The sequence below is a fragment of the Synechocystis sp. PCC 7339 genome, from assembly GCF_019924095.1.
Taxonomy (GTDB): Bacteria; Cyanobacteriota; Cyanobacteriia; order Cyanobacteriales; family Microcystaceae; genus Synechocystis.
The window spans coordinates 784,447-805,966 of the sequence record NZ_CP063659.1; the positions used below are offsets into that span (position 1 = coordinate 784,447).

Consider the following 21,520-nt stretch of genomic DNA (forward strand, 5'->3'; position numbering starts at 1 on the left):
TATGCCAGCGGAAAGTGACTTAGATCACATTAGGTAAAGATGTACTGATGAGGTAACGCTATTTGGGATTTTCTTCCGCAGGCAATGCATCAATGGATTGCAGGATATTGCGTGTAATTTTCTCTCTTTTATAGAGGTCATCCAATCGGTTTGGCGTATCGATATTGAGAGCGAAGAACACAGGGCCCGTTGTCCACTCGACCCATCCTACCCACCAGCCCCAGCGGCCTTCCCAGCCAGTTTTAGCCCGTAGAATCCAGTCCCGCTCTGCTTCAACGATCATAATATCCTTGACTAATCGTTGGTGCTCAACCCTAAAGGGGAGTTCATTCTGATACAGCTTCTGTAGAAAATAAACTTGCTCTTGTGCCGAGATTGCTAACGCTCCATCAATCCAATAAGCACCTTCGCTAGTGCTTGGGTCTGCGTTTCCGTAATCAATTTGGGTCAGATACTCTCTTGCTTTCGCTTCTCCGATTTCGTCAGCAAAAATTTCGTAAACCCAAACGGCTGAGTTTCGCATAGCTGAGCGCAACGTTTGATCCTGATTGTGTGGAGCGAAGTCCCGTTCCACTCCATCCCACTCAAAAACTTGAAATTCATCCCGAACAACGCCTGCATCGAGCGCAAAGAGAGAATGCGGAATCTTAAATGTTGATGCTGGGGAATAAGCTCTGTCAGCCCGTTCCTGGTCGTAGACCCACAACTGCTGAGCATCTCCGCGCTGATCTAATACCACGATAGTTCCTTGAGCCTCAGCGCCGTCGAAGAAACTGGCCCAATCCGGTCGCTCTTGCCTGTCTACACTGCCCAAAGACCTATCATCTACGGTGGTCGAATTACTTATCTTTGGTCGCTGCGCAATCTGCGGAGTATTCAGTCTATTACTAAGCTCTGCTGAGATAGGTGAGGTAAATAGTATTTCTGCACTATCTATGACCAAAAAAGCAAGTAAAAGAAAACGATGATTCATAATGCCATCTTGCTGCGGTAAAAGTTTTCGTTCTACGCATAGGCGACAGCGCTAACGACACTGCTGCCGCCCATGCAAAACTCATGGAACAATTGCAGTCACGCGGATTTCAATCCGCATCGTTGGCAGTCCAAGCGCTGCGACTCCTACCTGTGTCCAAATTGGGGCATGGTTGGGCATGTAATGGCGATATAGCCTGACCATCACATCGTTCACCTCTGGGGGCAACCCGCCAGCATGGTAAGAATTGACGTGGACAACGTCCTCCCAGCCCGCCCCGGCAGTTGCCAGGGTTCGCTCTACGTTCCGAAACGCCTGGGCAATCTCATCTGCGAGCGACTCGGGAATTTGCAGATTGTCATCCCAGCCGCCTTGTCCTGATGTCTCCACGCGATCGCCAATTTTTAGCGCTTGCGAGTAATGCAAGTTATTCAGCATGTATTCCCCATAGCCGGGGGTGACAAAAAACTTGGGCTTATTCATGGTATTCCTTTTTTGTGGTCATTAATTCTTTTGATCCAGGTGCTGAACGTTCAGCCTATGCCAGCCAGCCACCAGGATCGGAACCGTGGATAGGCTGAATTCACAATTTTTCACCAGTCAGAAATGCGGCAGATTACTGACTATTTTTGCTGAAGAAAGTCCAGCAATATGGGATTGACCTGATCAGCGTGAGTCCAGTTGATGGCGTGCGGCCCGCCAGGGATAATCTCAAGCTGACTGTTTTTAATCAGTTTCGGGAGTCTTGCGGCGGTGGATTCAAGTGGCAAAATGCGATCAGCATCGCCATGAATGATTAAAGTAGGTATATCAATCCGGCGCAGATCATCGCGGAAATCAGTGAGCCAGGACGGGACACAATCCAAAGTTCCTTTAGCAGAAGCCCTGGCTGCTACATTCCAGCAGGCTTGAATGGCATAGTTGCTGATGCGTTCGCCTAGCAGCACATCCACATTAAAAAATTCTCTGAAAAATTCAGAAAAGTAAGCGGGACGGTCTTTAACAATTGCTTTCATAATGCCATCAAAAACGCTCTGGTCAACGCCTTCGGGATTATCAGCGGTCTTCAGCAGGAAGGGCGGCACTGGAGCCATCAGCACGGCTTTTTGCACCCGCTCTGAGCCGTATTTGCCAAGATAGCGCGTGACTTCGCCGGTTCCCATAGAGAACCCAACCAGCACAGCATTATGCAAGTCAAGTTTGGTCATCAGCGTGTTCAAATCGGCTGCAAAGGTATCGTAGTCATAGCCCAACGAGGGTTGGCTAGACGCACCAAATCCTCGGCGATCGTAGGTAATCACTCGATATCCTGCATTTAGCAGCACCAAGACCTGCTTTTCCCAGGAATGGCCATTGAGGGGAAATCCATGAATGAGAACAATGGGTTGACCGGCCCCAAGATCTTCGTAATAGATATCAATGGTTGCAGAATTTTCTTGACCAACAGTCACATAAGGCATATTGACCTCCTAATGAACATCGCAAAATGTTCTTATCTGATTTAACCGAAGTATAGTGAGTTCTAATGCTCGGTTTCTTTCAGATTCTTAGGGTAAATTGTCAAATTCTTAAGGTTTTAGCGAACCTGTTTCGGTGTTACTCCGGTGAGTCGCTTAAACTGTTGCGTCAGATGGCTTTGACTGGAGAAGCCGACTTGTAGAGCGATGTCGGCGATCGCCAAATCTGTTCCCTTCAACATTACTTCTGCCCGTTCCACTCGTTGTTTGATCACATACTGATGCGGCGAAATCCCCATTACTTTTTTAAACAAGCTTGCAAAGTAAGTCGGACTGATATTAACGACGCTTGCCAGTTCAGCTAAGGATAAATCTCGATTTAAGTGAGCGTGGATGTAATCGATCGCCTGCTGCAACTGGGTATGGGTTAAGCGGTTGTTTGGTGATGCAATCGGTTTCGCTAGGGTCGAATAGTGTCGTAGTAAATGAATTACTAAAGCCTGAGTGAGTGATTCGATATATAGCTGCCCCATCATCCCGCCCGATTTCAATTCAGCGAACATTAGCATGCCAATCTGATGAAGTTGCAAATCTTGCTGACCAAAGCAGGGCACGAGTTCAAACTGTTTTGAATCAACTTCAGAGACTTCAGCAACTTGTTGAATCAATGCCGGTTTTAAGCAAATGTGCAGCGGCGCACAAATGACATCACTCATATCTGGTGCTTGACACCAATAGCTCGGTTGTCCAGCTAGAACTAGAAGGCTGTCCCCTTTGTGAAGGGTTGATTCATGCAGGCGATCGTCGCGTTTTTGAACTAAAGGGGCAGGATCTCCCGTGTGAAAGTATAGCCAATGATCGGCTAAAGCAGGGAGTTCCATTTCAAACGCTGAAGCAGGGCTCTGACACTTCTCTACCAAAATGCCATTCCAGTCCATTTGGCGACTGGAGAACATCAGTTGTTTATTGAACCGTTGGCAGAGTTCAAGCGAGTTGAGCTGGTTGCTGGCCATGGAGCTTGCTCTCACCAATTGCTTACAGTTACAAAATAACACCTCTTAGCCTGACTCTGGCGCAGCAAAAGCGTTTACCAGTTGGGAACCCAAGACAATCACTGACGCACTAATATACAAGCTAGCCATTAACGCTTCTCATGAATAATCCAGGTTAGGTAGGCACAGCGATGATCCACAACTTGTGGCACCCGCTTGGCTTCCCAGGAAGCCCCTGTGAGTCTAGTGCGTTGGGACAATTAGTACTTCTTCAAAGTGCTAGTTGGATAAAAATGCGATTGCCCTAAAGAGAAGAGGGATATGACCACATTTGAAAATATTTAATTCGGCGATTGATAGAGCAGGCATCTTACTTTTCGGTAAATTTTTACTTATGTTTGTCGCCCATTGTACCACTTTGTCATGGAATCCGCCGTATCCCTCTTGCGTCAGACTGGGCAAGTCGATTTGCTGGAAATCATCGAAAGCCTTTAGCAACAACGGTTTTATGTAGTGTACTTATTAAGATATTATCCCTCATGATTGTCGAGTCTTGAAAACATTGAAACGCCTCCACGGTAAGACTTTTTGTGTGGTACTGAAAAATGTTCTTTCCGAGATTCAGGAAAGAGGGATATGTTTATCAGTAATTGATCTAGGATAGGCTGCTCCATTAGTCAATAAAGTTAAATTTTTATAATGATTATCTTTGGTTTCAACTTAATACCGATTATTACCAAGATAAGTTCAGCAGGAGACGGTTAACTTTCAATATTTATTGATTTTCCTACCGTTGGTCGATCGCCTGTTCAGTTTTAGCGTCAAACAGATGGATTTTTTCAGGGTTGATCGCCAACCACAGTTGTTCCCCCACCTGGAGCAGATGATCAGGGGCAATGCGAGCCTGTAGGGTTAGCTCTGGCTCCGTCACTAAATGGGCATAGATAAAAGTATCGTTACCGAGGGCCTCCACTAAATTTACTTTGACAGGGAAAGCGTCGGCTCCTTCGGCACTAAGGACAAAACTTTCTGGCCTTACCCCCAAAATTAGGGAACGGCCCACGTAAGGAGCCACTAGCCCGTGCCATTTTGCCGTCAGATTTAGGGCAAAGGCGAGATGTTGCAATACTGTAGCCGATGCCACTTTGAGGGTAAAAAAGTTCATCGGCGGAGAACCGATAAATTCCCCCACAAAACGGTTAGCCGGTTGATTGTACAAAGTTAACGGGGGCGCAATTTGTTGGATTACCCCTTGGTTGAGCACCGCTATCCGATCGCCCATGGTCATGGCTTCGGTTTGGTCGTGGGTAACATAAATGGTGGTGATGCCCAGTTGCCGTTGAATTTGCACAATCTGACTGCGGGTTTCCGCCCTTAGTTTTGCATCTAGGTTGGACAGGGGTTCATCCATCAAAAAGACCTGGGGATTCCTGGCGATCGCCCGACCGAGGGCCACCCGCTGCTTTTGCCCACCGGATAATTGTTTGGGCAGACGGTCTAGCAAATGATCAATTTGCAATTGTTGGGCCACTTGGTTGACCCGTTGAGCCAGCACCTTTTCCTGGGTTGACAGATAATGCAAAGACTTGGGCAACGGTTTGGTGATGCCCCGTAAGCTGTCCCCTACCCAGCGGGGTAATTTATCCTCGGTCTGATTATTTTCCCGATCGGGCATGCGCCGCAAACCAAAGGCAATGTTGTCGTAAACGCTCAGGTGGGGATAGAGGGCATAGCTTTGGAACACCATGGCAATGTCCCTGGCTTTGGGGGGTAAATCATTCACCCGGCGATCGCCAATGTAAATTTGGCCCCCTGTCACAGTTTCTAAGCCCGCAATCAACCGCAGGAGAGTACTTTTGCCACAACCGGAGGGCCCCACCAGAACCATGAATTCCCCATCGGCAATTTCTAGGTTAATGGCCTTGAGCACATTTACCGGAGACCCTTCCTTGGCCTGATTTTTGCCTTGGGGAGGGAAACTTTTGTAGAGGTTTTCGACAATTACCTGGGCCACAGCGGAAACCAAAATCAATGGGCATCAAAGCATCCTAGCACCTTAATTAGGCTTATTCCTGGTAATGAAGGTGGACATTAACTTGCCAGAATTTGCCGCAGACTGGCTTCCAAAGTGGGGGCTTGGTATTCAAAATCCGCTTTGGCGATCGCCTCTGGTAAAACCTGCTGCCCTTCCAGCACTAACTTAGCCGCTTCCCCTAGCAGTAATTCCAAAGCAATGTCCGGCACTGGCAACCAAGAAGGACGGGCTAACACTTTCCCCAGGGTGTCGCAAAATTCTTTCATTTTGACCGGATTGGGAGCGGTGGCATTGTACGTCCCCCGTAAGGTTGAGTCAGTTAAAGCTTTATCGATCAAAGCAACCAAATCCTGCCGATCAATCCAGGAAAACCACTGTTCTCCACTGCCCAAGGGCCCCCCCGCAAATAATTTAAATGGCGGTAACATTTTGTTCAAAGCACCGCCATCGGCCCCCAGCACAATGCCAATGCGGAAGATGACCAGCCTAACACCCAGGAATTCCACTTGGTGGGCGGCATTTTCCCATGCCTGACAAACTTCAGCCAGGAAATCATCCCCAGGATCACTACTTTCCGTAAAAGTCTCTGTCTCGCTGGTGCCGTAGTAACCAATGGCTGACCCAGAAATCATTACCTTGGGCTTCCGTTCCGCTTTGGCGATCGCCTCCACCAACTTTTCTGTGCCTAGTTTCCGACTATCAAAAATTGCGGTTTTATAAGCTTCCGTCCACCGTTCCGAAATGGGTTCTCCCGCCAGATTGATCACCGCATCTTGTCCATTGACCTGTTCCTGCCAGGGACCACTCTCCGTCGCTTCATAGGCGATCGTCGTTAACTGGGGGAAACTGCTGGGGGGAAATAACCGTTGAGCCTTGGGCACACTACGCACCAACAAAGTTAACTCATGGCCCTGTTGATGTAGCAGGGGCACCAAAGAACGCCCCACAAAGCCCGTCACCCCAGTCAAAATAATTTTCATTAATGTACGCCTCCCACCACCAGCGGTAATGTGCCATTGCCAATCTTCCCCATCTTAGGGGGAACCGTCCCTGGTGACCAACCAGCCTTGACCCTGGGTAGAGTAGGAGTAAGTTAAAATGAAAACCTGCATTGTGCTGTCAATGTTCCCCAGAGGATCTACCCAATGATTGAGATGAGAGTAGCTGGCATTGCCCTCGATGCGGTAAGTCGCAGTCCCATCGTACTGCTCAAGGATGGATCTGAACGGCGGGCATTACCCATTTATATCAGCCAAGACCAGGCCCGGTCGATTATCGGAGCCCTAGAAAACCAAAAGCCCAGCCGTCCCCTCACCCATGACCTAATGGTTAATCTCCTCACCACCTGGGATGTGGACCTGAAAAAAATTATCATTCATTCCCTACAGGACAACACCTTTTACGCCGTGCTCTGCTGTGCCCAGGGGGATCAAATCAGGGAAATTGACTGCCGCCCCAGTGATGCCATTTCCCTCGCTCTGCGGATGGACAGTCCCATTTGGGTAATGGAAGAAGTGTTGGCCGATGCTTCCATTCCAGTGGACCGGGATGCGGACGAAGAGGAAAGACAAGCTTTTCGCGATTTTCTCGACAACGTTAGCCCGGAAACCCTGATTAAACAGGCTCGCCTCAGTTCCGATAGCTTTGAGGCGGAATCCGATAGCTAGCCCAGTCAACACCATTGGGCAATGTTAGTTCAGGTCGGTAAATTGTGGCGTGGGTCTATCAACAACGGGCAGTGGAAATAGAGAAGGACAACAGCAAAAAAATAATTTCCCTTGGTTGATTGCTAAACTTAATTGTTGATTGAACCTTAAGCTTAGTGTGCCCATGCCTGTTGTCCCCGACTACCTTGCCCATCTTAATCCTTCCCAAAGGCGGGCGGTGGAGCATTTTTGTGGCCCTCTTTTGGTGGTGGCCGGGGCCGGCTCAGGGAAAACCAGGGCATTAACCTACCGCATTGCCCACCTCATTCGCCAACATCGTATCAATCCGGAAAATATTTTGGCGGTCACCTTCACCAATAAGGCCGCTAAGGAAATGAAGGAAAGGTTGGAAAAGATCTTTGCCCAGGCCTGGGCCCAGCAGGAATTTAATCAACGCTGGGAATTGCTGGGGGCATATGAACAAAAACAGTTGCTTTCCAGGGTATACAAAACGGTCACCAAACCCCTCTGGATCGGCACTTTCCACAGTCTGTGTTCTCGTATTCTCCGCTACGACGTTGATAAATATCAGGACACTAGTGGCCGCCGTTGGACAAAACAGTTTTCTATTTTTGATGAAAGTGACGTGCAAAGTTTGTTTAAAACTATTGTCACTAAAGATATGGATTTGGACGAAAAACAGTTCAATCCTAAAAGTATTCGCTACCAGGTCAGTAATGCGAAAAACCTCGGGCAATCACCAGAAACCTATCTACGGGAAAATCCCAGCTATAAAGGCAGAGTCATTGCCGAAGTTTACCAGGCTTACCAAAATCAATTGGCGGCTAATAATGCCCTAGATTTTGATGATTTAATTCTGATTCCCACCCGTTTATTTCAGCAAAATGAATCAGTTTTAGGCTACTGGCATCGTAAGTTTAACCATATTTTGGTGGATGAATATCAAGACACTAATCGTATCCAATATGATTTGATTCGTCTGCTGAGCACCAATGGGGAAGAACGACAGTCGGAGTGGGATTGGCGGGGACGTTCCACCTTTGTGGTGGGGGATGCGGATCAATCCATTTACAGTTTTCGCATGGCGGACTTTACCATTCTGCTCAATTTTCAGGATGATTTTGGCGATCGCCTGGTGGATGAGGAAACGGAAACCATGGTCAAACTGGAGGAAAATTACCGTTCCCGGGAAAATATCCTCCAGGCAGCTAACCATTTAATTGAACATAATAGCCAACGCATTGATAAGGTGCTAAAAGCTACCCGCAGCGGTGGGGATGATATTATCCTTTACCAAGCCGATGATGAAAGGGATGAGTCCCGTTTTGTAATTAATAAAATTCTGAGCTTAAGAAAAAATAATCCCGAACTAAACTTTGGTAGCTTTGCCATTTTGTATCGCACCAATGCCCAATCCCGAGCCTTTGAAGAACAGCTATTAAATAATAATATTCGCTACAATATTGTTGGTGGGTTTCGCTTTTATGATCGCCAGGAAATTAAAGATGCCATTGCCTACCTCCGGATATTGGTTAATCCTGCCGATACGGTAAGCTTGTTGCGGATTATCAATACTCCCCGACGGGGCATTGGTAAATCCACCATTGAAGGTTTTGTAAATGCGTCCAAAGAATTGGAGATTCCCCTGTGGGAAATTATCACCGATGAAACTTCTGTGAACACCCTAGCCGGGCGATCAGCCAAGAAAACCCTCCAATTTGCCCGCATGCTCCAGGAGATTCAAAGCCAGATTAGCGACCTTACGGCATCGGAAGCCCTTAGTATGGTGCTGGAAAAATCTAATTATGTGGAAGATCTAAGGCAAAAGGGTACGGAAGAAGCGGAGAATCGCCTAGCTAACCTGGGGGAATTGGACAATGCAGTGCGACAGTTTCAAGCAGAAAGTGAAGATCCCAGCCTAGTGGAATTTTTGGCTTCGGCATCCCTCACCTCCGACCTCGATGACTTGGAGGAATCCGGGGATGAAGTTTCCCTTATGACTCTCCACTCCGCCAAGGGACTGGAATTTCCGGTGGTCTTTTTGGTGGGGTTGGAGCAGGGCACTTGTCCCCATGCCCGCAGCTTAAACGATCCTTTGGATCTGGAGGAGGAGCGTCGTTTATGTTACGTGGGCATTACCAGGGCCCAAGAAAATCTCTTTTTAACCCATGCCCGTATGCGTTATGTCTGGGGTTCTTTGGAAACCAAAATCCCCTCCCAATTCCTCCAGGAATTACCGCCGGATTTACTGGCCGATGGCTCAACGGGTCGAAAAAATAGTCGCTATGTCCCCGCCGCCGATCCCAAGGACCCTTCCATTGCCCAAAAACAGGCCCGGAAAAAAGGCAGTTCCCAGTCCGCCAAACCAGCCAAAGACCTGATCTGGAATGTTGGCGATCGGGTCATGCATAACAATTTTGGGGAAGGCACTGTAACCCACATTTTGGGCAAAGGCCATAAGGCTAATTTGGCCATCAAATTTCCCGGCATTGGAGTGAAAATTATTGACCCCAGTTTCGCCCCTCTACGCCACCCTTAACTAACGTGAGTTCGGGATGAGAAAGATGACTGACAATAGGCTACAAGCTTTATAGGTCAATACATTCGGGAATGACATCAGACTCGTGATTTGTGTTTTTGCATCCTCACAAGTGATTTTTTTGAAGTCCTGAAGCTCCAAATCCCCCAGTGTAGCTGGCGAAAAAACCTCCATTGCAGTCAGAGCAATACTTCTAAGGATTGGCTTAACCCGAACTCACATTAAATATTAACCCCAGTGTCTTTGCACTTGAACGACTACATTGACTCTCACCCTCTGGAAGCGTTTTCAATCCTCCGCCTCTAACCCTTTAATTTCACCCTGTGACCCTACTGAGCTCGATATCCTTGCACGCACAACCCTTCTTTCTCCCTGGCAGTTCTACCGCTACGTCTGCAACATTTGCCAGCAAAATGGCTATGAGCGTTTGTATTTCGGTCATTTGCCTTGTATTTTCTGTGATTATTTGCCAGAACCACTGCTTCTTGCTTTTTTTGATCGCTTAGCACAGAGTGTAGGGAGATCACCGCAGCCCTTCCCAAAAACAACTCTCCACCTTCAGAGTCTGCAAAGTACTCTGGAACTTCGCATCAGCCATGCTGGAAGTGGAATGATCGGACAAGTAGTTAGGCTTGATATAACATACGGGGAGAAGACGCACTCCTGGGCATTTAAAGCCTTTTTCGAACCGGATTTCGTCTGGCAACATGGCGTTTGGTCCGAGATACCAGTAGGAATATATTTGCAATCCCAGCATGTCACCCGTGACGTAGCGCAGTTCCATGCCGCTGGACTCACCTGGATGCTGTGTGAATGGATCGAACCGGATGATTGTCCTAAAACTCGTCCTGGACGCTCCTATGATAGTCTAGCTCAACAGCAGCAACTCACACCCCTTAATCCTCTCAACTACGCCAACTACAGTCGCCATGGCATTCGTCTTGATCTCGGTGGCATTCAACGGATCTACTGGGGACGAAGAATTCGCGATTTTGCTTACACGCTGGTTTTCTATCACAGGCGAGTCCATCGGGAAGGATGGCGCTTTCTCAGTCCCTATCTCAATCGTTGGACTCTCCGCTACCTTCTGGCAAGGGTGAAATAGTTGCTGTTTCTAAGAGGATCAACGTGCGCATTTGAACAAAAAGTTACAGTTTCGGAGGAAAAGCCTTCAAGGCAAGGGTCTCAAGAATCTTGAGGTGGAACATGGCTTAGTATTAGCAACGGAAAAATTTTGGTAGTTAACGTGAGTTCGGGTTAAGCCAATCCTTAGAAGTATTGCTCTGACTGCAATGGAGGTTTTTTCGCCAGCTACACTGGGGGATTTGGAGCTTCAGGACTTCAAAAAAATCACTTGTGAGGATGCAAAAACACAAATCACGAGTCTGATGTCATTCCCGAATGTATTGACCTATAAAGCTTGTAGCCTATTGTCAGTCATCTTTCTCATCCCGAACTCACATTAGTCACAATACAAGTGACCCAATAAAGATGCAAAACTGGTTAAATCAGAGACTATTCTTCATAATATTCAGGCATTTTTTCCCGGCGGGTTTCTGGAATATTTACCCGGGGAGGACTATAGGGGGCAGCGGCTTCATCGTCGTCCCAGACATCGCCGGCCACCTCATCTTCGTAGCCATAATCGGGTTCTGGAGCAGAGGAACGGGGCACCGCCTCTCCCCAGTTGTCCACTTCATAGTCATCTTCGTATTCCGGTTCTGGGTAGCGTAGGGGGGCTACTTCCCGACGAGGGGGGGGCGCAGGGCGATTATCTTGCCAATCGTCTTCGTTCCAACGCTCTTCCAACACAGGCTCTGGTTGACGGACCTGCACCGGGGGCCGCACGGGGATGCCACTACCTAGTTGGTTCTCGGGACGGGTGGTGGGAGGATAATACAAATCTTCTTCCATGCGCTCCCAGGATGGGCGACCAATACCAAGCCGTTCCAGCAATCCCACGCTCAGTTGGTTGAGTCTTTCTTCGGCACCTTCAAAAACTATCAAACGGTTGGGGCCACTACTGACCACTTCGTCAATGGATAGCTCGTAGGTGCTGATCAATTGCTCTGGAATCTGTGGTAATCCCAGAGAAGCAATGATAATGGAGGAAACTTTACCCGTGGCGAGGTCAAACTGAAAATCCCTTACCCGGCCCAGGGGTTCTCCCGTTTCGGTCACCACTTCGCTATTGACCAGAGGGGAATAAAGATCCACTTCCACCAGTTCGAAAACGTCATCGTTCTCTACCAAGACCACGTCCCCGGTTTGGACAATGCTGTTCAGATAAAGATATTGGGGCATTCCCGTCAGGGATAGAAAGTTGTCCCGCAGTCCCAGGGCGACAATTTCTCGCTGATCGACATCGACTAGCACTTCTTTGACTACCCCAAGTTTTTTGCCACTACTGCGGGTAATAACTTCGGTGTTAATAAATTCGTTTCTAAGACGGATGTTATCAATTGTCATTTTGGTTTGGCGATCGCCGTGGTCAGAGGGGAGTGAAAACTAAGGTTGGGAGGATTGGGGTTTGATTAATTACGTTACAGAAAGCATTGGGAACAGAGTCGGGAATGGCCAGCGCAAAGTTGTTGCCAGTCAGTTTACTTTACTTCATGAAAACATTGTAGCGAATGGCTTGATTTTCTTGGGCAAAATTGCTAGGAATGTCTATTTAAGAGCAAAAAAACATCCTAATGACCGTGAAAAGCGCCCCGTTCAGGAAAAAAGGGTGCAGTTATTTCCGCCACACTAACCCCCAAACCCCGGAGCATATCAGCCAATACTGGATCCGGCGCTAATCGCAGATAATCCAAGTTCACTTCCAGGGGCACATGACGATTACCCAGATGATAGGCGGACTTTAATAGGATAAGGCGATCGCCACTGGTGACGTGGAGGAGAGGTTCTGTTGCCGCCAGAATGGCCAGGGTTTCTCCGGTGGGGGAACCGAGGTAATCCCCTGGGTGCAAAAAACTTCCCCTGGGCAGTTGGATAAATAGGGAGGGAAAACCAGGTTTATCAAAACGATAGCGGGTGCGACTCCGTTCCTCGGCGGTGAGGGGGAGTTCCCAGGTGGCGGTGTCAGGAACTTTTTCTAGACGATGATCAAAAATCACCATGGGGATTTAAATCAGAATTTACAGGGCTGAAGTGAAATTAACGGCAATTTATGGGCAAATTTACGCTTTTTCCCCAACTAAAGCCTAAAATTTACCATTCGATCACCGATTTTAGCTAATCTAAACAACTAACCAAAGTTTAATCCCGGCATTAACGGCGGAGATTAATAATTGCCCGTTGAATTTGGGCCTTAAGGTTGGCGTTATTCCTGGCCGCTTCGGTGATGCGATTAAATTCTCCTGGTTTGAGGCCGCTTTCTTCAGCAATTTGTTTGGAACGATTGCAGAAATTAACGGCGATCGCCTGGGCATTGCGGGGCAACTTACGGATGCTGTCCCGATTGGTGCAGGTAAGTTGGGGCGGAACCCGACCAATGAGGGTTTGAATTTCCTCGAAGGCCTTTTTGCGTTCCACTTCGATCGCCAACACCGCCTTTGCATAGTGATTAATGCTATCGGGGGAAAATTCCTGAGAATAGGCCGACCAACGAAAGACGAGGGCAGTTGGTTGCCAACTCACCTCCGGCACCATTCCCCCGAACACACCGAGGAAAGCGAGAGTATTGGCAATAAAAAGTCGACTCAGAACACCGTTCAAGCCGCTTAAGGAACGTGAGCTAATAACCATGCGCCTAGTCGCTTTCGGGTGAATAGGATGACAAAATTCTAATGGTTTGCATTTCCTGTTTGAATTACTTTGCCGGGGATAAGTTCCGTGGGGACTGGTACCCTGGGGGAGCAGGATCTTGCGGGGGCTGAAATGGGAGGCAAATCCATGGAAGGAATTAATTCGGAAAAGATGGTGATGGCAGACTTTCACCACATTAGCGTTCTGCCCACGGCCCTGGTGGAGGGATTGGCCCCAAAGCCCGGAGGACATTACCTTGATGCCACCGTGGGAGCTGGAGGCCACAGTGAAAAATTGCTCAAATTGGGCATTCCCCTCTCCCTAACTATGATTGACCGGGACACCCAGGCGATCGTCGCGGCCGTAGAACGCTTGGAACCCCTAGTTGCCGATCGGGAGGGCATAACAATTAACACTTGGCACGGAAACTTTGCCGATTTTCCTGGCCACCCCAGTCAGTTTGACGGCATCATCGCAGATTTAGGGGTAAGCTCTCCCCAACTCGATCAAGGCGATCGGGGCTTTAGTTTTCGTCAAAATGCCCCCTTGGATATGCGCATGGATCAAAGCCAAGACCTCACCGCCGCAGAAATTGTTAACCATTGGTCCGAAAAGGATTTAGCCCGCATTTTCTATGAATACGGCGAAGAACGGCTTTCTCGACGTATTGCTCGGCAGATTGTGGAACAGCGCCCCTTTCAAACCACTACCGACTTGGCTGAGGCGATCGCCCGTTGGGTACCAGGGAAATATCGCCATGGACGCATCCATCCCGCCACCAGAACCTTCCAAGGTTTACGCATTGCAGTGAACGATGAATTGAGATCCCTGGAAACATTCATTGCCCAGGCCCCCCATTGGTTAAACTCTGGTGGGAGACTGGGTATTATCAGTTTCCACAGCTTGGAAGACCGCATTGTTAAACATCGTTTTCGGGAAACGGAAAATTTACGGGTGCTAACCAAAAAGCCCATTGTTGCTGGGGAAGAAGAGCAGAGGGAAAATCCCCGGGCTCGATCCGCCAAATTACGTTGGGCCGAAAAAATTTAAGGAATTGGGGAAAGTCAAACTAAGGCTACCGATCCTCTCCGCCGGTTGTGGATTTGCACGTCAGATAGTCTCAGTAGAATATAACTTCCCAAACCTAAACGTTAATTCACAGGGTAGTAGAAGGGTCAATACCCAATTCCCGCAATTTGGCAAAGGCCCGATCCCTTTCCTCAAAAAGGGTTTCCGGATCTTTAAATGGTTCTCCGTTGGGAAAAAACAGTTTCAAACCATCGGCAAACATTTCAAAGCGAATTCCTAGGGTTGGGGAAGTCCAGGGAAAATTGAGCAGGGTGATGGTCTCAAATTCTGCATCTGGCTCGGTTTCTGTAATTCTTCTTACTTCATTAAGTAGGACTCTGGATCTTAAAAGAACATCTCCAATACTCCATACCGCCGATAAAAAGTTTGCTTATGGAGCATTTCCCTGGCACTGTTACTCTCAGAGAAAATTTCAAACACTACCTGGGGGGCAATATTGTCTTCTTCCCATTGTTTGTAACTGCGTCGTTCCCCGTCAGGTCTTCCTAGAACTACCATGGCATCGGGAGCCTGACAGGGCGCAGGGGGAGCAGTCACCTGTTCGGGATACCAAAGTAAATCCCCCGCCACAAAGACAGTTTTGCGCTGAAATAAATGCTTGAGGTTGATTACCAAACGGACAATCCAATGATACTGCAGAGTATTGTCAGCCATGGGTTTACCATCGGATTCCGGATACAAATTGGGAAAGTCGAGGGGAAGCAGAACCATAGACTTTTACCGAATAGAATTGCACAAGCCCATTCAACCTACTTAGAAGCGGTTTTGTTGACCTGTTGCATTAGCACTTCATAGGCCTTGGCAAATTGAGGGTCTTCTAGAGTGCCTACTTTTTCCCGATTTTGCTGTAGCTCTTTGCGCTGGGCGTCGGTGAGTTCCACTTCTACATCGGGGTCAATGCCATGTTTATTAATATCCCGGCCGTTGGGGGTTAAATATTTGGCGATCGTCACTGCCATACCCGAGCCATCCCCTAGTTCTCGCACCGATTGCACCAGCCCCTTACCGAAAGTTTTGGTGCCCACAATGACCGCCCGTTGATTGTCTTGTAGGGCTCCGGAGACAATTTCACTGGCACTGGCGGAACCACCATCTACTAACACCACCAAGGGACGGTTACTCAACTGCCGTTTGTTAGCACTTTGTTGTTCCACTTCCCCTCGGCGATCGACAGTGGAGACAATGCCCCCTTCATCCAGCCAAATGCGGGCGATATCCACACTAGAATATAGTAAGCCACCGGGATTGGAACGAAGATCGAAAATGTAACCGATCACATTCTCTTTCTCCAACTTTTGCACCGCTTGGCGCATTTCTTCCGAAGCTTGGGCGCTGAACTGATTTAAACGGATATAACCCACCTTGGCACCATCAATATCTTCCACTTGGGCCCGTACTGGGTGAATTTCAATCAAGGTTCTTACTAAGGGATATTCGATCGCCTGGCCTTCCCGTTCAATGGTGAGGACCACACTGGTGCCTGGTTTACCCCGGATCAACTTAACCGCGTCGTCCACCTCCATGCCATCGGTGGATTTACCGTCAATTTTGGTAATCACATCCTTAGAAAGAATGCCAGCGTTGTAGGCGGGGGTATCCTCAATGGGAGCCACCACCACAATTTTTTTCGTGTCTTGGTCCTGGGTAATCTGAATCCCCACCCCAGTTAATTCCCCGGAGGTATCGATGCGCATCGACTGGAACTCATCGGGAGACATGAAGCGAGTGTAGGGATCGTTCAACTTCTCCAGCATCTCCCGGATAGCTGTGTAAGCTTCTTCTTGGTTGCTATATTCCCGCTTCAGATAATCCTGACGAACAGCTACCCAATCCTCACCGTTGAAAGTACCATCTACATAGGTGCGATTGACAATTTGCCAAACTTCGTCCACCAACTCCTTGGGGTTGTCCTGCAAGTAGCCCTGGGAGCGGGCCAATCGCAACCCAATTCCAGTCACCGCTACCGTTGTGAGTAACAGAGCTGTAGTTCCCAAAATCAGACTGCGCTTTTGTTTAAACATGGGATTTGCTGGACAGTTGGTGAAGATTGATTAAGAAAGTAAACTCTGGAGAAGTCCTTAGAGTCCTTGATTCCTAGGTTATAACATTTCAGTGATGATGGTTATTGAACTCCCATGACGGATTTAGTTGTGTCTGACTCCCTGAAAAATCGCCGGGAACAACTGATGTGGCAGAGGCGTTGGAGACGTCTACGATCCTGTTGGCAGTTTGTGTGTGTGTGTGGTTTGACGGGGGGCATGGTCTGGGTAATGAGTTGGCCCGAATGGTCCATTCGCTCCGATCGCCAAGTGGAGTTTGTGGGCAATAAATTAGTGGGACGAGAAACGTTATACAAAAATCTAGACCTTGCCTATCCCCAGGCGATTTGGCAACTCTCCACCCAGGCCTTGGGGGATGAATTGATCAAAAATCCGGCCCTCCTCAGAGTAGAAGTGACAAGGCAGTTGTTTCCGGCCCAGGTAAATGTGGCGGTACAGGAACGACGACCAGTGGCGATCGCCGTGGCGGACGAAGGTTTGGGCTATTTGGATGAAGAGGGAAATTATATTCCGGCCACCCTTTACAGCCAAACTGTCAGAAAAACCTTGCCCCAAACCCCTCAGTTTTTGGGCTACGGCCCCCAGTACCGCAGTTTTTGGCAGACCCATCAAATCCAGATTCAACAGTCCCCCGTCAATATTCGGATTATCAATGGCAACAACCCCAGTAACATCAGTTTGACGACGGACTTGGGGTTGGTTTTTCTCGGTTCTGACCTTTCTCGCTTCGAGCAACAAGTGCAGGTTTTAGAAAAAATGCAGAATTTGCCCAGTCGGGTGCCCAAGGAGCGTTTACTATTTATTGATCTAACTAATCCAGACAGTCCCAGCATCCAACTTCGTCCCCAGGCCCCCAAAGAAAAAGCCGCCGTCAACAAGCCTTAACATTTCTACCCTCCACTCTAGGCATTCTCCCTGGGTGGGGGAAAAAAGCTTAGATTCACATTGACAAATTTGCTCAATATGCCTAGTGTAGGGACGATAGACCGCTGGGATTTGTGCTTGGGCGAGGGAGTCTCTGTCGTCGTAAAAAGGCTTCAATACCCTGCTGCCTCGGAAGCGTTGTTCTCCCTGTGGTTGCTTTTGCGCCTTAAGAATTGCCCATTTTGATCCCCTAATACTTCCCCCTGCAATGACGCTCAATAATGATTTACCTCTAAACAACATAGGTTTTACCGGTAGTGGTCTCGATGATGGGACGGAGGGGTTAGATGATTTATTTTCGTCCTCCATCGTTGAAAATGAACCGTTGGAGGCCGTGGTAGAAGCGCCCGCTTTTGCCAGCCCTAGTCCTAGCCTAAAAAGGGATCAGATTGTGCCTAGTAACATTGCCAAAATTAAAGTGATCGGAGTTGGGGGAGGCGGTTGCAATGCCGTCAACCGTATGATTGCCAGTGGGGTGACAGGCATCGACTTTTGGGCAATTAATACCGATTCCCAGGCCTTGACCAATACAACAGCCCCGGATCGAATTCAGATTGGCCAGAAACTCACTCGAGGTTTGGGGGCCGGTGGTAATCCGGCGATCGGGCAAAAGGCGGCGGAGGAATCCCGAGATGAAATTGCCCGTTCCCTGGAGGGTACGGATTTAGTCTTTATCACTGCTGGTATGGGAGGCGGCACTGGCACCGGAGCGGCCCCCATTGTGGCGGAAGTGGCGAAGGAAATGGGTTGTTTGACGGTGGGTATTGTCACCCGCCCCTTCACCTTTGAAGGCCGGCGGCGGGCCAAACAAGCGGAGGAAGGCATTAGTGCTCTCCAGTCCCGGGTTGATACCCTGATTGTGATTCCCAATAACCAATTATTGTCAGTTATCCCCGCCGAAACTCCTCTCCAGGAAGCTTTCCGAGTGGCTGACGACATTCTCCGCCAGGGGGTACAGGGCATTTCAGACATTATCATCATTCCCGGTTTGGTGAATGTGGACTTTGCGGATGTGCGGGCTGTGATGGCCGATGCGGGCTCAGCGTTAATGGGTATTGGGGTTGGCTCTGGTAAATCCCGGGCCAAGGAAGCGGCCACCGCCGCCATTTCTTCGCCTCTGTTGGAATCTTCCATCCAGGGAGCCAAGGGGGTCGTATTTAATGTCACCGGCGGAACGGATTTAACCCTCCATGAAGTTAATGTTGCCGCAGAGATTATCTATGAAGTGGTGGATGCCGATGCCAATATTATCTTTGGGGCGGTGATTGACGATCGCCTGCAGGGAGAAATGAGAATTACCGTCATTGCCACGGGCTTCAACGGTGAAAAGGAAAAACCCCAGGCAAAAACCGTCAGTAAAAACACCATCAGTGGCCCGCCGGCCGGAGTAGAGAAGTTGGAATCAGCAACGGCTCCGGAAGATTCCCTAGGGGAAATCCCAATGGCCCCCGAGTTAGACATTCCTGATTTCCTCCAGAAGCGACGTTTTCCCCGCCGTTAGGTTCCCCAAAATTGCTGGTTGGAGCCAAATAATTTGACCAAGGAAGTTTCCTGGGCTACACTGTTAACCTCGAATTGTTGTTTCAAGCTAAAGAGGTTGATTGATTTGCGATTTTTGTTTGCTAGCCTACTAATTCCCTTGGTATTGCCCTTGCCGGTGCTGGCCCAGTCCGCCACTTTCTATGGCAATCAATTTGTAGGTCGGAAGATGGCCAACGGCCAGGTCTACAACCACGGTCGCATGGTGGCAGCCCACCCCAGTCTGCCCCTAGGCACCCGAGTTAGGGTAACCAATCGTCGCACAGGAAAATCGGTTGTAGTGACTGTGAGTGATCGCTGCAATTGCTCCATCGACCTTAGTCGCGCTGCTTTCCAACAAATTGCTAATCCGCGCAAGGGTCGAGTTCCCGTCAGCATTACCCGTCTCTAGGTGCTGGGTAAACTGCGCAGATAGGGACTAAGGTGGGAGCGTTCCGCAATACAGTGAAATAGTGGTCCCCGGGAGGATAATTCCACCACGCTCAGTCCGGTAACGGGCATGGCAAAACGGTCTCGGTAACGACCCACATCGATGCCCAGTAAACAACACAGTAGGATGCGGATGGTGGCCTTGTGGGAAACCAACAACACATTGCCGTCCTCGAAGCGATCCTCAACTTCCTCTAGTACCCTAGTGCTTCTGCGGGCGATGTCAATGCCCCTTTCCCCTCCAGGGGGGGAGTTCCAAGCTGGATCAGTGAGCCATTGCATGTAAAGGTCATGGTCCCGTTGATAGACTTCGTCGGGATGGAGTCCTTCCCATTCCCCATAGGCCACTTCCCTTAGACCAGGGCGAATTTGCATTTCAATGCCTAGGCGATCGCACAGGGGGTGGGCTGTTTGTCGGGCCCGTTGTAGGGGACTGACATAGACTGCCTGCCAAGGGTGTTGAGCGTAGGCTTCGGCAAATTCCTTGGCCATTAAAATTCCTTCTGGGGTCAAGCCAGGATCATTTTCCGGGGTACCGCAATAGCCTCCGGTGGCGCTGTAGGCGGTTTGTGCGTGGCGCAGAAAATAAAGTTTGAGGGCCATGGGCGAGTTGAAAGGCAGCAACGTTACAGAGGAGGGGCTTAGAGCCTGTTTGGAAAGTTGAGTTTTGGCTGTTTAATCCCCCCTAGCCCCCCTTGGGAAGGGGGGAAATGTCACAAAAGTCTCCCTTTTTAAGGGGGATTTAGGGGGATAAATACCTAGCTTTGTACTTTTCAAACACTTTCTTAGACCTGTCCCCTTTCATTGTACGTAAATACTCTGTTTTTTCTCGTCCACAAGTCTTCCAACTGTTCAAAAGTTGATTGGTAGCCAAAATCACCTTTGTTCCCTAGCCAAAAAGTTATAAAAAATCTTTGCGAAGCAATACTTAAACTGCCCATTTTTGCGGAACTATGAGCAAGGAATTTCGAGAGCTGTTGAGAAAAGTGGGTAGTGGTCCCCATACCAGCAAAAATTTGAGCCGAGGGGAGGCTTGTCGGGCTCTGGAGCTGATGCTGAGTCAGGAAGCGACCCCGGCCCAGATCGGTGCTTTTTTGATTGCCCATCGCATTAAACGCCCCACCGGCACTGAATTGGCAGGGATGTTGGATGCCTTTGAGCAATGGGGACCCAAAATTCCAGCCCTTAGTTCCGGTCAAACGGTGGTTATCCTCAGTCAACCCTACGATGGTCGCGATCGCACCTGCCCCCTGGGGCCTCTCACAGCCCTAGTGTTGGCAACGGCGGATTGTCCCGTAATTCAACATGGCGGCGATCGGATGCCCACCAAAGAGGGAATTCCCCTGGTGGAGTTATGGCAAGGTCTAGGGGTAAATTGGCGATCGCCATCCTTGTCGGCCATGCAGAATATTTTGGAAAAAACCAATGTGGGCTTTGTTTATCTGCCCAAATATTTTCCCGAGGCCCAGGAGTTAGTCATTTACCGGGAAGAAATTGGCAAAAGACCTCCTCTGGCAACCCTGGAGTTAATTTGGGTTCCCTATGCTGGTAAACACCATATGGTAGCGGGGTTTGTCCATCCCCCGACGGAAAACATGATTGCCGAGGCTCTCAGCCAGCGGGGCGTCCATGCGTTCACTACGGTTAAGGGGTTGGAAGGGAGTTGTGATTTGCCCCAGGAGCGCACTGCCATCATTGGTCTATACGACTTAACCAAGGCCGAAGATTCCCTCACCCGTTTGCGGCTCCACGCCGCCGACTTTGGTCTGGGGGGAAAAAATCCAGTCTGGACTGATTTGGCCGATTATCTTGAGTTGGCCCAGGCTACTTTGAACGGGGAACAAACCCCCCTCCGGTCAGCCTTAATTTGGAACAGTGCCTTTTACCTCTGGCAACATACAGATGCCCCCAATCTGGAAACGGCGATCGCCACAGCGGAAAAGCTCATTGATGATGGCCTCGTTAAACAACAATGGCATCGACTGCAGTTATATGCAAAATAAGCCAGCAAAAATGCATTAACCGCATGAAATTTAATTATTAGTTACAAACTATACAAATATTTA

At 48.9% G+C, this 21,520-nt stretch carries 21 protein-coding genes; 8 read left to right on the forward strand and 13 right to left on the reverse strand.

The window, feature by feature from the left end; genetic code table 11:
- Nucleotides 1-58: 58 nt before the first annotated feature.
- The 6 genes from blaOXA to IQE94_RS03610 form a co-directional block, all read right to left on the reverse strand.
- The gene (blaOXA, locus tag IQE94_RS03585) at nt 59-973 is read right to left on the reverse strand and encodes a class D beta-lactamase (protein ID WP_212716203.1); all 915 of its coding nucleotides are present in this window, start codon (nt 971-973) and stop codon (nt 59-61) included.
- Nucleotides 974-1,054: 81 nt separating this feature from the next.
- A complete protein-coding gene (locus IQE94_RS03590) occupies nt 1,055-1,456 on the reverse strand; it encodes a RidA family protein (protein ID WP_212716205.1) in 402 nt (133 codons plus the stop codon).
- A 140-nt stretch (nt 1,457-1,596) separates the two neighbouring features.
- On the reverse strand, nt 1,597-2,433 hold the full coding sequence (locus IQE94_RS03595) for an alpha/beta fold hydrolase (protein ID WP_212716207.1): 837 nt from the start codon (nt 2,431-2,433) through the stop codon (nt 1,597-1,599).
- Between the two features lie 116 nt (nt 2,434-2,549).
- The gene (locus IQE94_RS03600) at nt 2,550-3,443 is read right to left on the reverse strand and encodes an AraC family transcriptional regulator (protein WP_212716209.1); all 894 of its coding nucleotides are present in this window, start codon (nt 3,441-3,443) and stop codon (nt 2,550-2,552) included.
- A gap of 766 nt (nt 3,444-4,209) precedes the next feature.
- Nucleotides 4,210-5,436, reverse strand: a complete 1,227-nt coding sequence (locus IQE94_RS03605; protein WP_212722208.1) for an ABC transporter ATP-binding protein — start codon at nt 5,434-5,436, stop codon at nt 4,210-4,212.
- 77 nt (nt 5,437-5,513) lie between these two features.
- The gene (locus tag IQE94_RS03610) at nt 5,514-6,437 is read right to left on the reverse strand and encodes a TIGR01777 family oxidoreductase (protein ID WP_212716211.1); all 924 of its coding nucleotides are present in this window, start codon (nt 6,435-6,437) and stop codon (nt 5,514-5,516) included.
- Nucleotides 6,438-6,602: 165 nt separating this feature from the next.
- Here IQE94_RS03610 and IQE94_RS03615 point away from each other — a divergent pair, with 165 nt between their 5' ends.
- The 3 genes from IQE94_RS03615 to IQE94_RS03625 all read left to right on the forward strand — a co-directional run bounded on the left by IQE94_RS03615 (nt 6,603) and on the right by IQE94_RS03625 (nt 10,768).
- Nucleotides 6,603-7,124 carry a bifunctional nuclease family protein gene (locus IQE94_RS03615; RefSeq protein WP_212716213.1) on the forward strand — a complete coding sequence of 174 codons (522 nt, stop codon included), beginning with the start codon at nt 6,603-6,605 and terminating at the stop codon, nt 7,122-7,124.
- 157 nt (nt 7,125-7,281) lie between these two features.
- On the forward strand, nt 7,282-9,663 hold the full coding sequence (pcrA, locus tag IQE94_RS03620) for a DNA helicase PcrA (RefSeq protein WP_212716215.1): 2,382 nt from the start codon (nt 7,282-7,284) through the stop codon (nt 9,661-9,663).
- Nucleotides 9,664-9,925: 262 nt separating this feature from the next.
- A complete protein-coding gene (locus IQE94_RS03625; RefSeq protein ID WP_223342747.1) occupies nt 9,926-10,768 on the forward strand; it encodes a hypothetical protein in 843 nt (280 codons plus the stop codon).
- Nucleotides 10,769-11,178: 410 nt separating this feature from the next.
- Here the strand turns inward: IQE94_RS03625 and IQE94_RS03630 are convergent, their stop codons facing one another.
- The 3 genes from IQE94_RS03630 to IQE94_RS03640 form a co-directional block, all read right to left on the reverse strand.
- Complete coding sequence (locus tag IQE94_RS03630; protein WP_194014558.1) at nt 11,179-12,132, reverse strand: PRC-barrel domain-containing protein; 954 nt, start codon at nt 12,130-12,132, stop codon at nt 11,179-11,181.
- 224 nt (nt 12,133-12,356) lie between these two features.
- The gene (locus IQE94_RS03635) at nt 12,357-12,785 is read right to left on the reverse strand and encodes an urease accessory protein UreE (protein WP_212716217.1); all 429 of its coding nucleotides are present in this window, start codon (nt 12,783-12,785) and stop codon (nt 12,357-12,359) included.
- A 151-nt stretch (nt 12,786-12,936) separates the two neighbouring features.
- Nucleotides 12,937-13,413: a DUF4168 domain-containing protein gene (locus IQE94_RS03640; protein WP_194014560.1), complete on the reverse strand. Its 477-nt coding sequence runs from the start codon at nt 13,411-13,413 to the stop codon at nt 12,937-12,939.
- A 132-nt stretch (nt 13,414-13,545) separates the two neighbouring features.
- On the opposite strand from IQE94_RS03640, the gene rsmH reads away from it, so the two are divergent.
- Nucleotides 13,546-14,463, forward strand: a complete 918-nt coding sequence (gene rsmH / locus IQE94_RS03645) for a 16S rRNA (cytosine(1402)-N(4))-methyltransferase RsmH (protein ID WP_212722212.1) — start codon at nt 13,546-13,548, stop codon at nt 14,461-14,463.
- Between the two features lie 106 nt (nt 14,464-14,569).
- Here rsmH and IQE94_RS18570 read toward each other — a convergent pair whose 3' ends face one another.
- The 3 genes from IQE94_RS18570 to ctpC form a co-directional block, all read right to left on the reverse strand.
- Nucleotides 14,570-14,704 carry a hypothetical protein gene (locus tag IQE94_RS18570; protein WP_255611350.1) on the reverse strand — a complete coding sequence of 45 codons (135 nt, stop codon included), beginning with the start codon at nt 14,702-14,704 and terminating at the stop codon, nt 14,570-14,572.
- A 122-nt stretch (nt 14,705-14,826) separates the two neighbouring features.
- Nucleotides 14,827-15,213, reverse strand: a complete 387-nt coding sequence (locus IQE94_RS18575; RefSeq protein WP_249213866.1) for a Uma2 family endonuclease — start codon at nt 15,211-15,213, stop codon at nt 14,827-14,829.
- A 38-nt stretch (nt 15,214-15,251) separates the two neighbouring features.
- The gene (gene ctpC / locus IQE94_RS03655; RefSeq protein WP_194014564.1) at nt 15,252-16,523 is read right to left on the reverse strand and encodes a carboxyl-terminal processing protease CtpC; all 1,272 of its coding nucleotides are present in this window, start codon (nt 16,521-16,523) and stop codon (nt 15,252-15,254) included.
- A gap of 114 nt (nt 16,524-16,637) precedes the next feature.
- On the opposite strand from ctpC, the gene IQE94_RS03660 reads away from it, so the two are divergent.
- From IQE94_RS03660 to IQE94_RS03670, 3 genes are all read left to right on the forward strand, one after another.
- Nucleotides 16,638-17,447 carry a cell division protein FtsQ/DivIB gene (locus IQE94_RS03660; RefSeq protein WP_212716219.1) on the forward strand — a complete coding sequence of 270 codons (810 nt, stop codon included), beginning with the start codon at nt 16,638-16,640 and terminating at the stop codon, nt 17,445-17,447.
- Between the two features lie 247 nt (nt 17,448-17,694).
- Nucleotides 17,695-18,987 carry a cell division protein FtsZ gene (gene ftsZ, locus IQE94_RS03665; protein WP_212716221.1) on the forward strand — a complete coding sequence of 431 codons (1,293 nt, stop codon included), beginning with the start codon at nt 17,695-17,697 and terminating at the stop codon, nt 18,985-18,987.
- A gap of 156 nt (nt 18,988-19,143) precedes the next feature.
- Nucleotides 19,144-19,416, forward strand: coding sequence for a septal ring lytic transglycosylase RlpA family protein (locus tag IQE94_RS03670; RefSeq protein WP_190596205.1), 273 nt, complete (start codon nt 19,144-19,146; stop codon nt 19,414-19,416).
- On the opposite strand, the gene IQE94_RS03675 is transcribed toward IQE94_RS03670, so the two are convergent.
- Nucleotides 19,413-20,057: a histidine phosphatase family protein gene (locus IQE94_RS03675; RefSeq protein WP_212716223.1), complete on the reverse strand. Its 645-nt coding sequence runs from the start codon at nt 20,055-20,057 to the stop codon at nt 19,413-19,415. The genes IQE94_RS03670 and IQE94_RS03675 overlap by 4 nt on opposite strands.
- Before the next feature lie 350 nt (nt 20,058-20,407).
- On the opposite strand from IQE94_RS03675, the gene IQE94_RS03680 reads away from it, so the two are divergent.
- Entirely contained in the window at nt 20,408-21,457 is a 1,050-nt protein-coding gene (locus tag IQE94_RS03680) for an anthranilate phosphoribosyltransferase family protein (protein ID WP_212716225.1), read from the forward strand.
- The last annotated feature ends 63 nt before the right edge of the window (nt 21,458-21,520 follow it).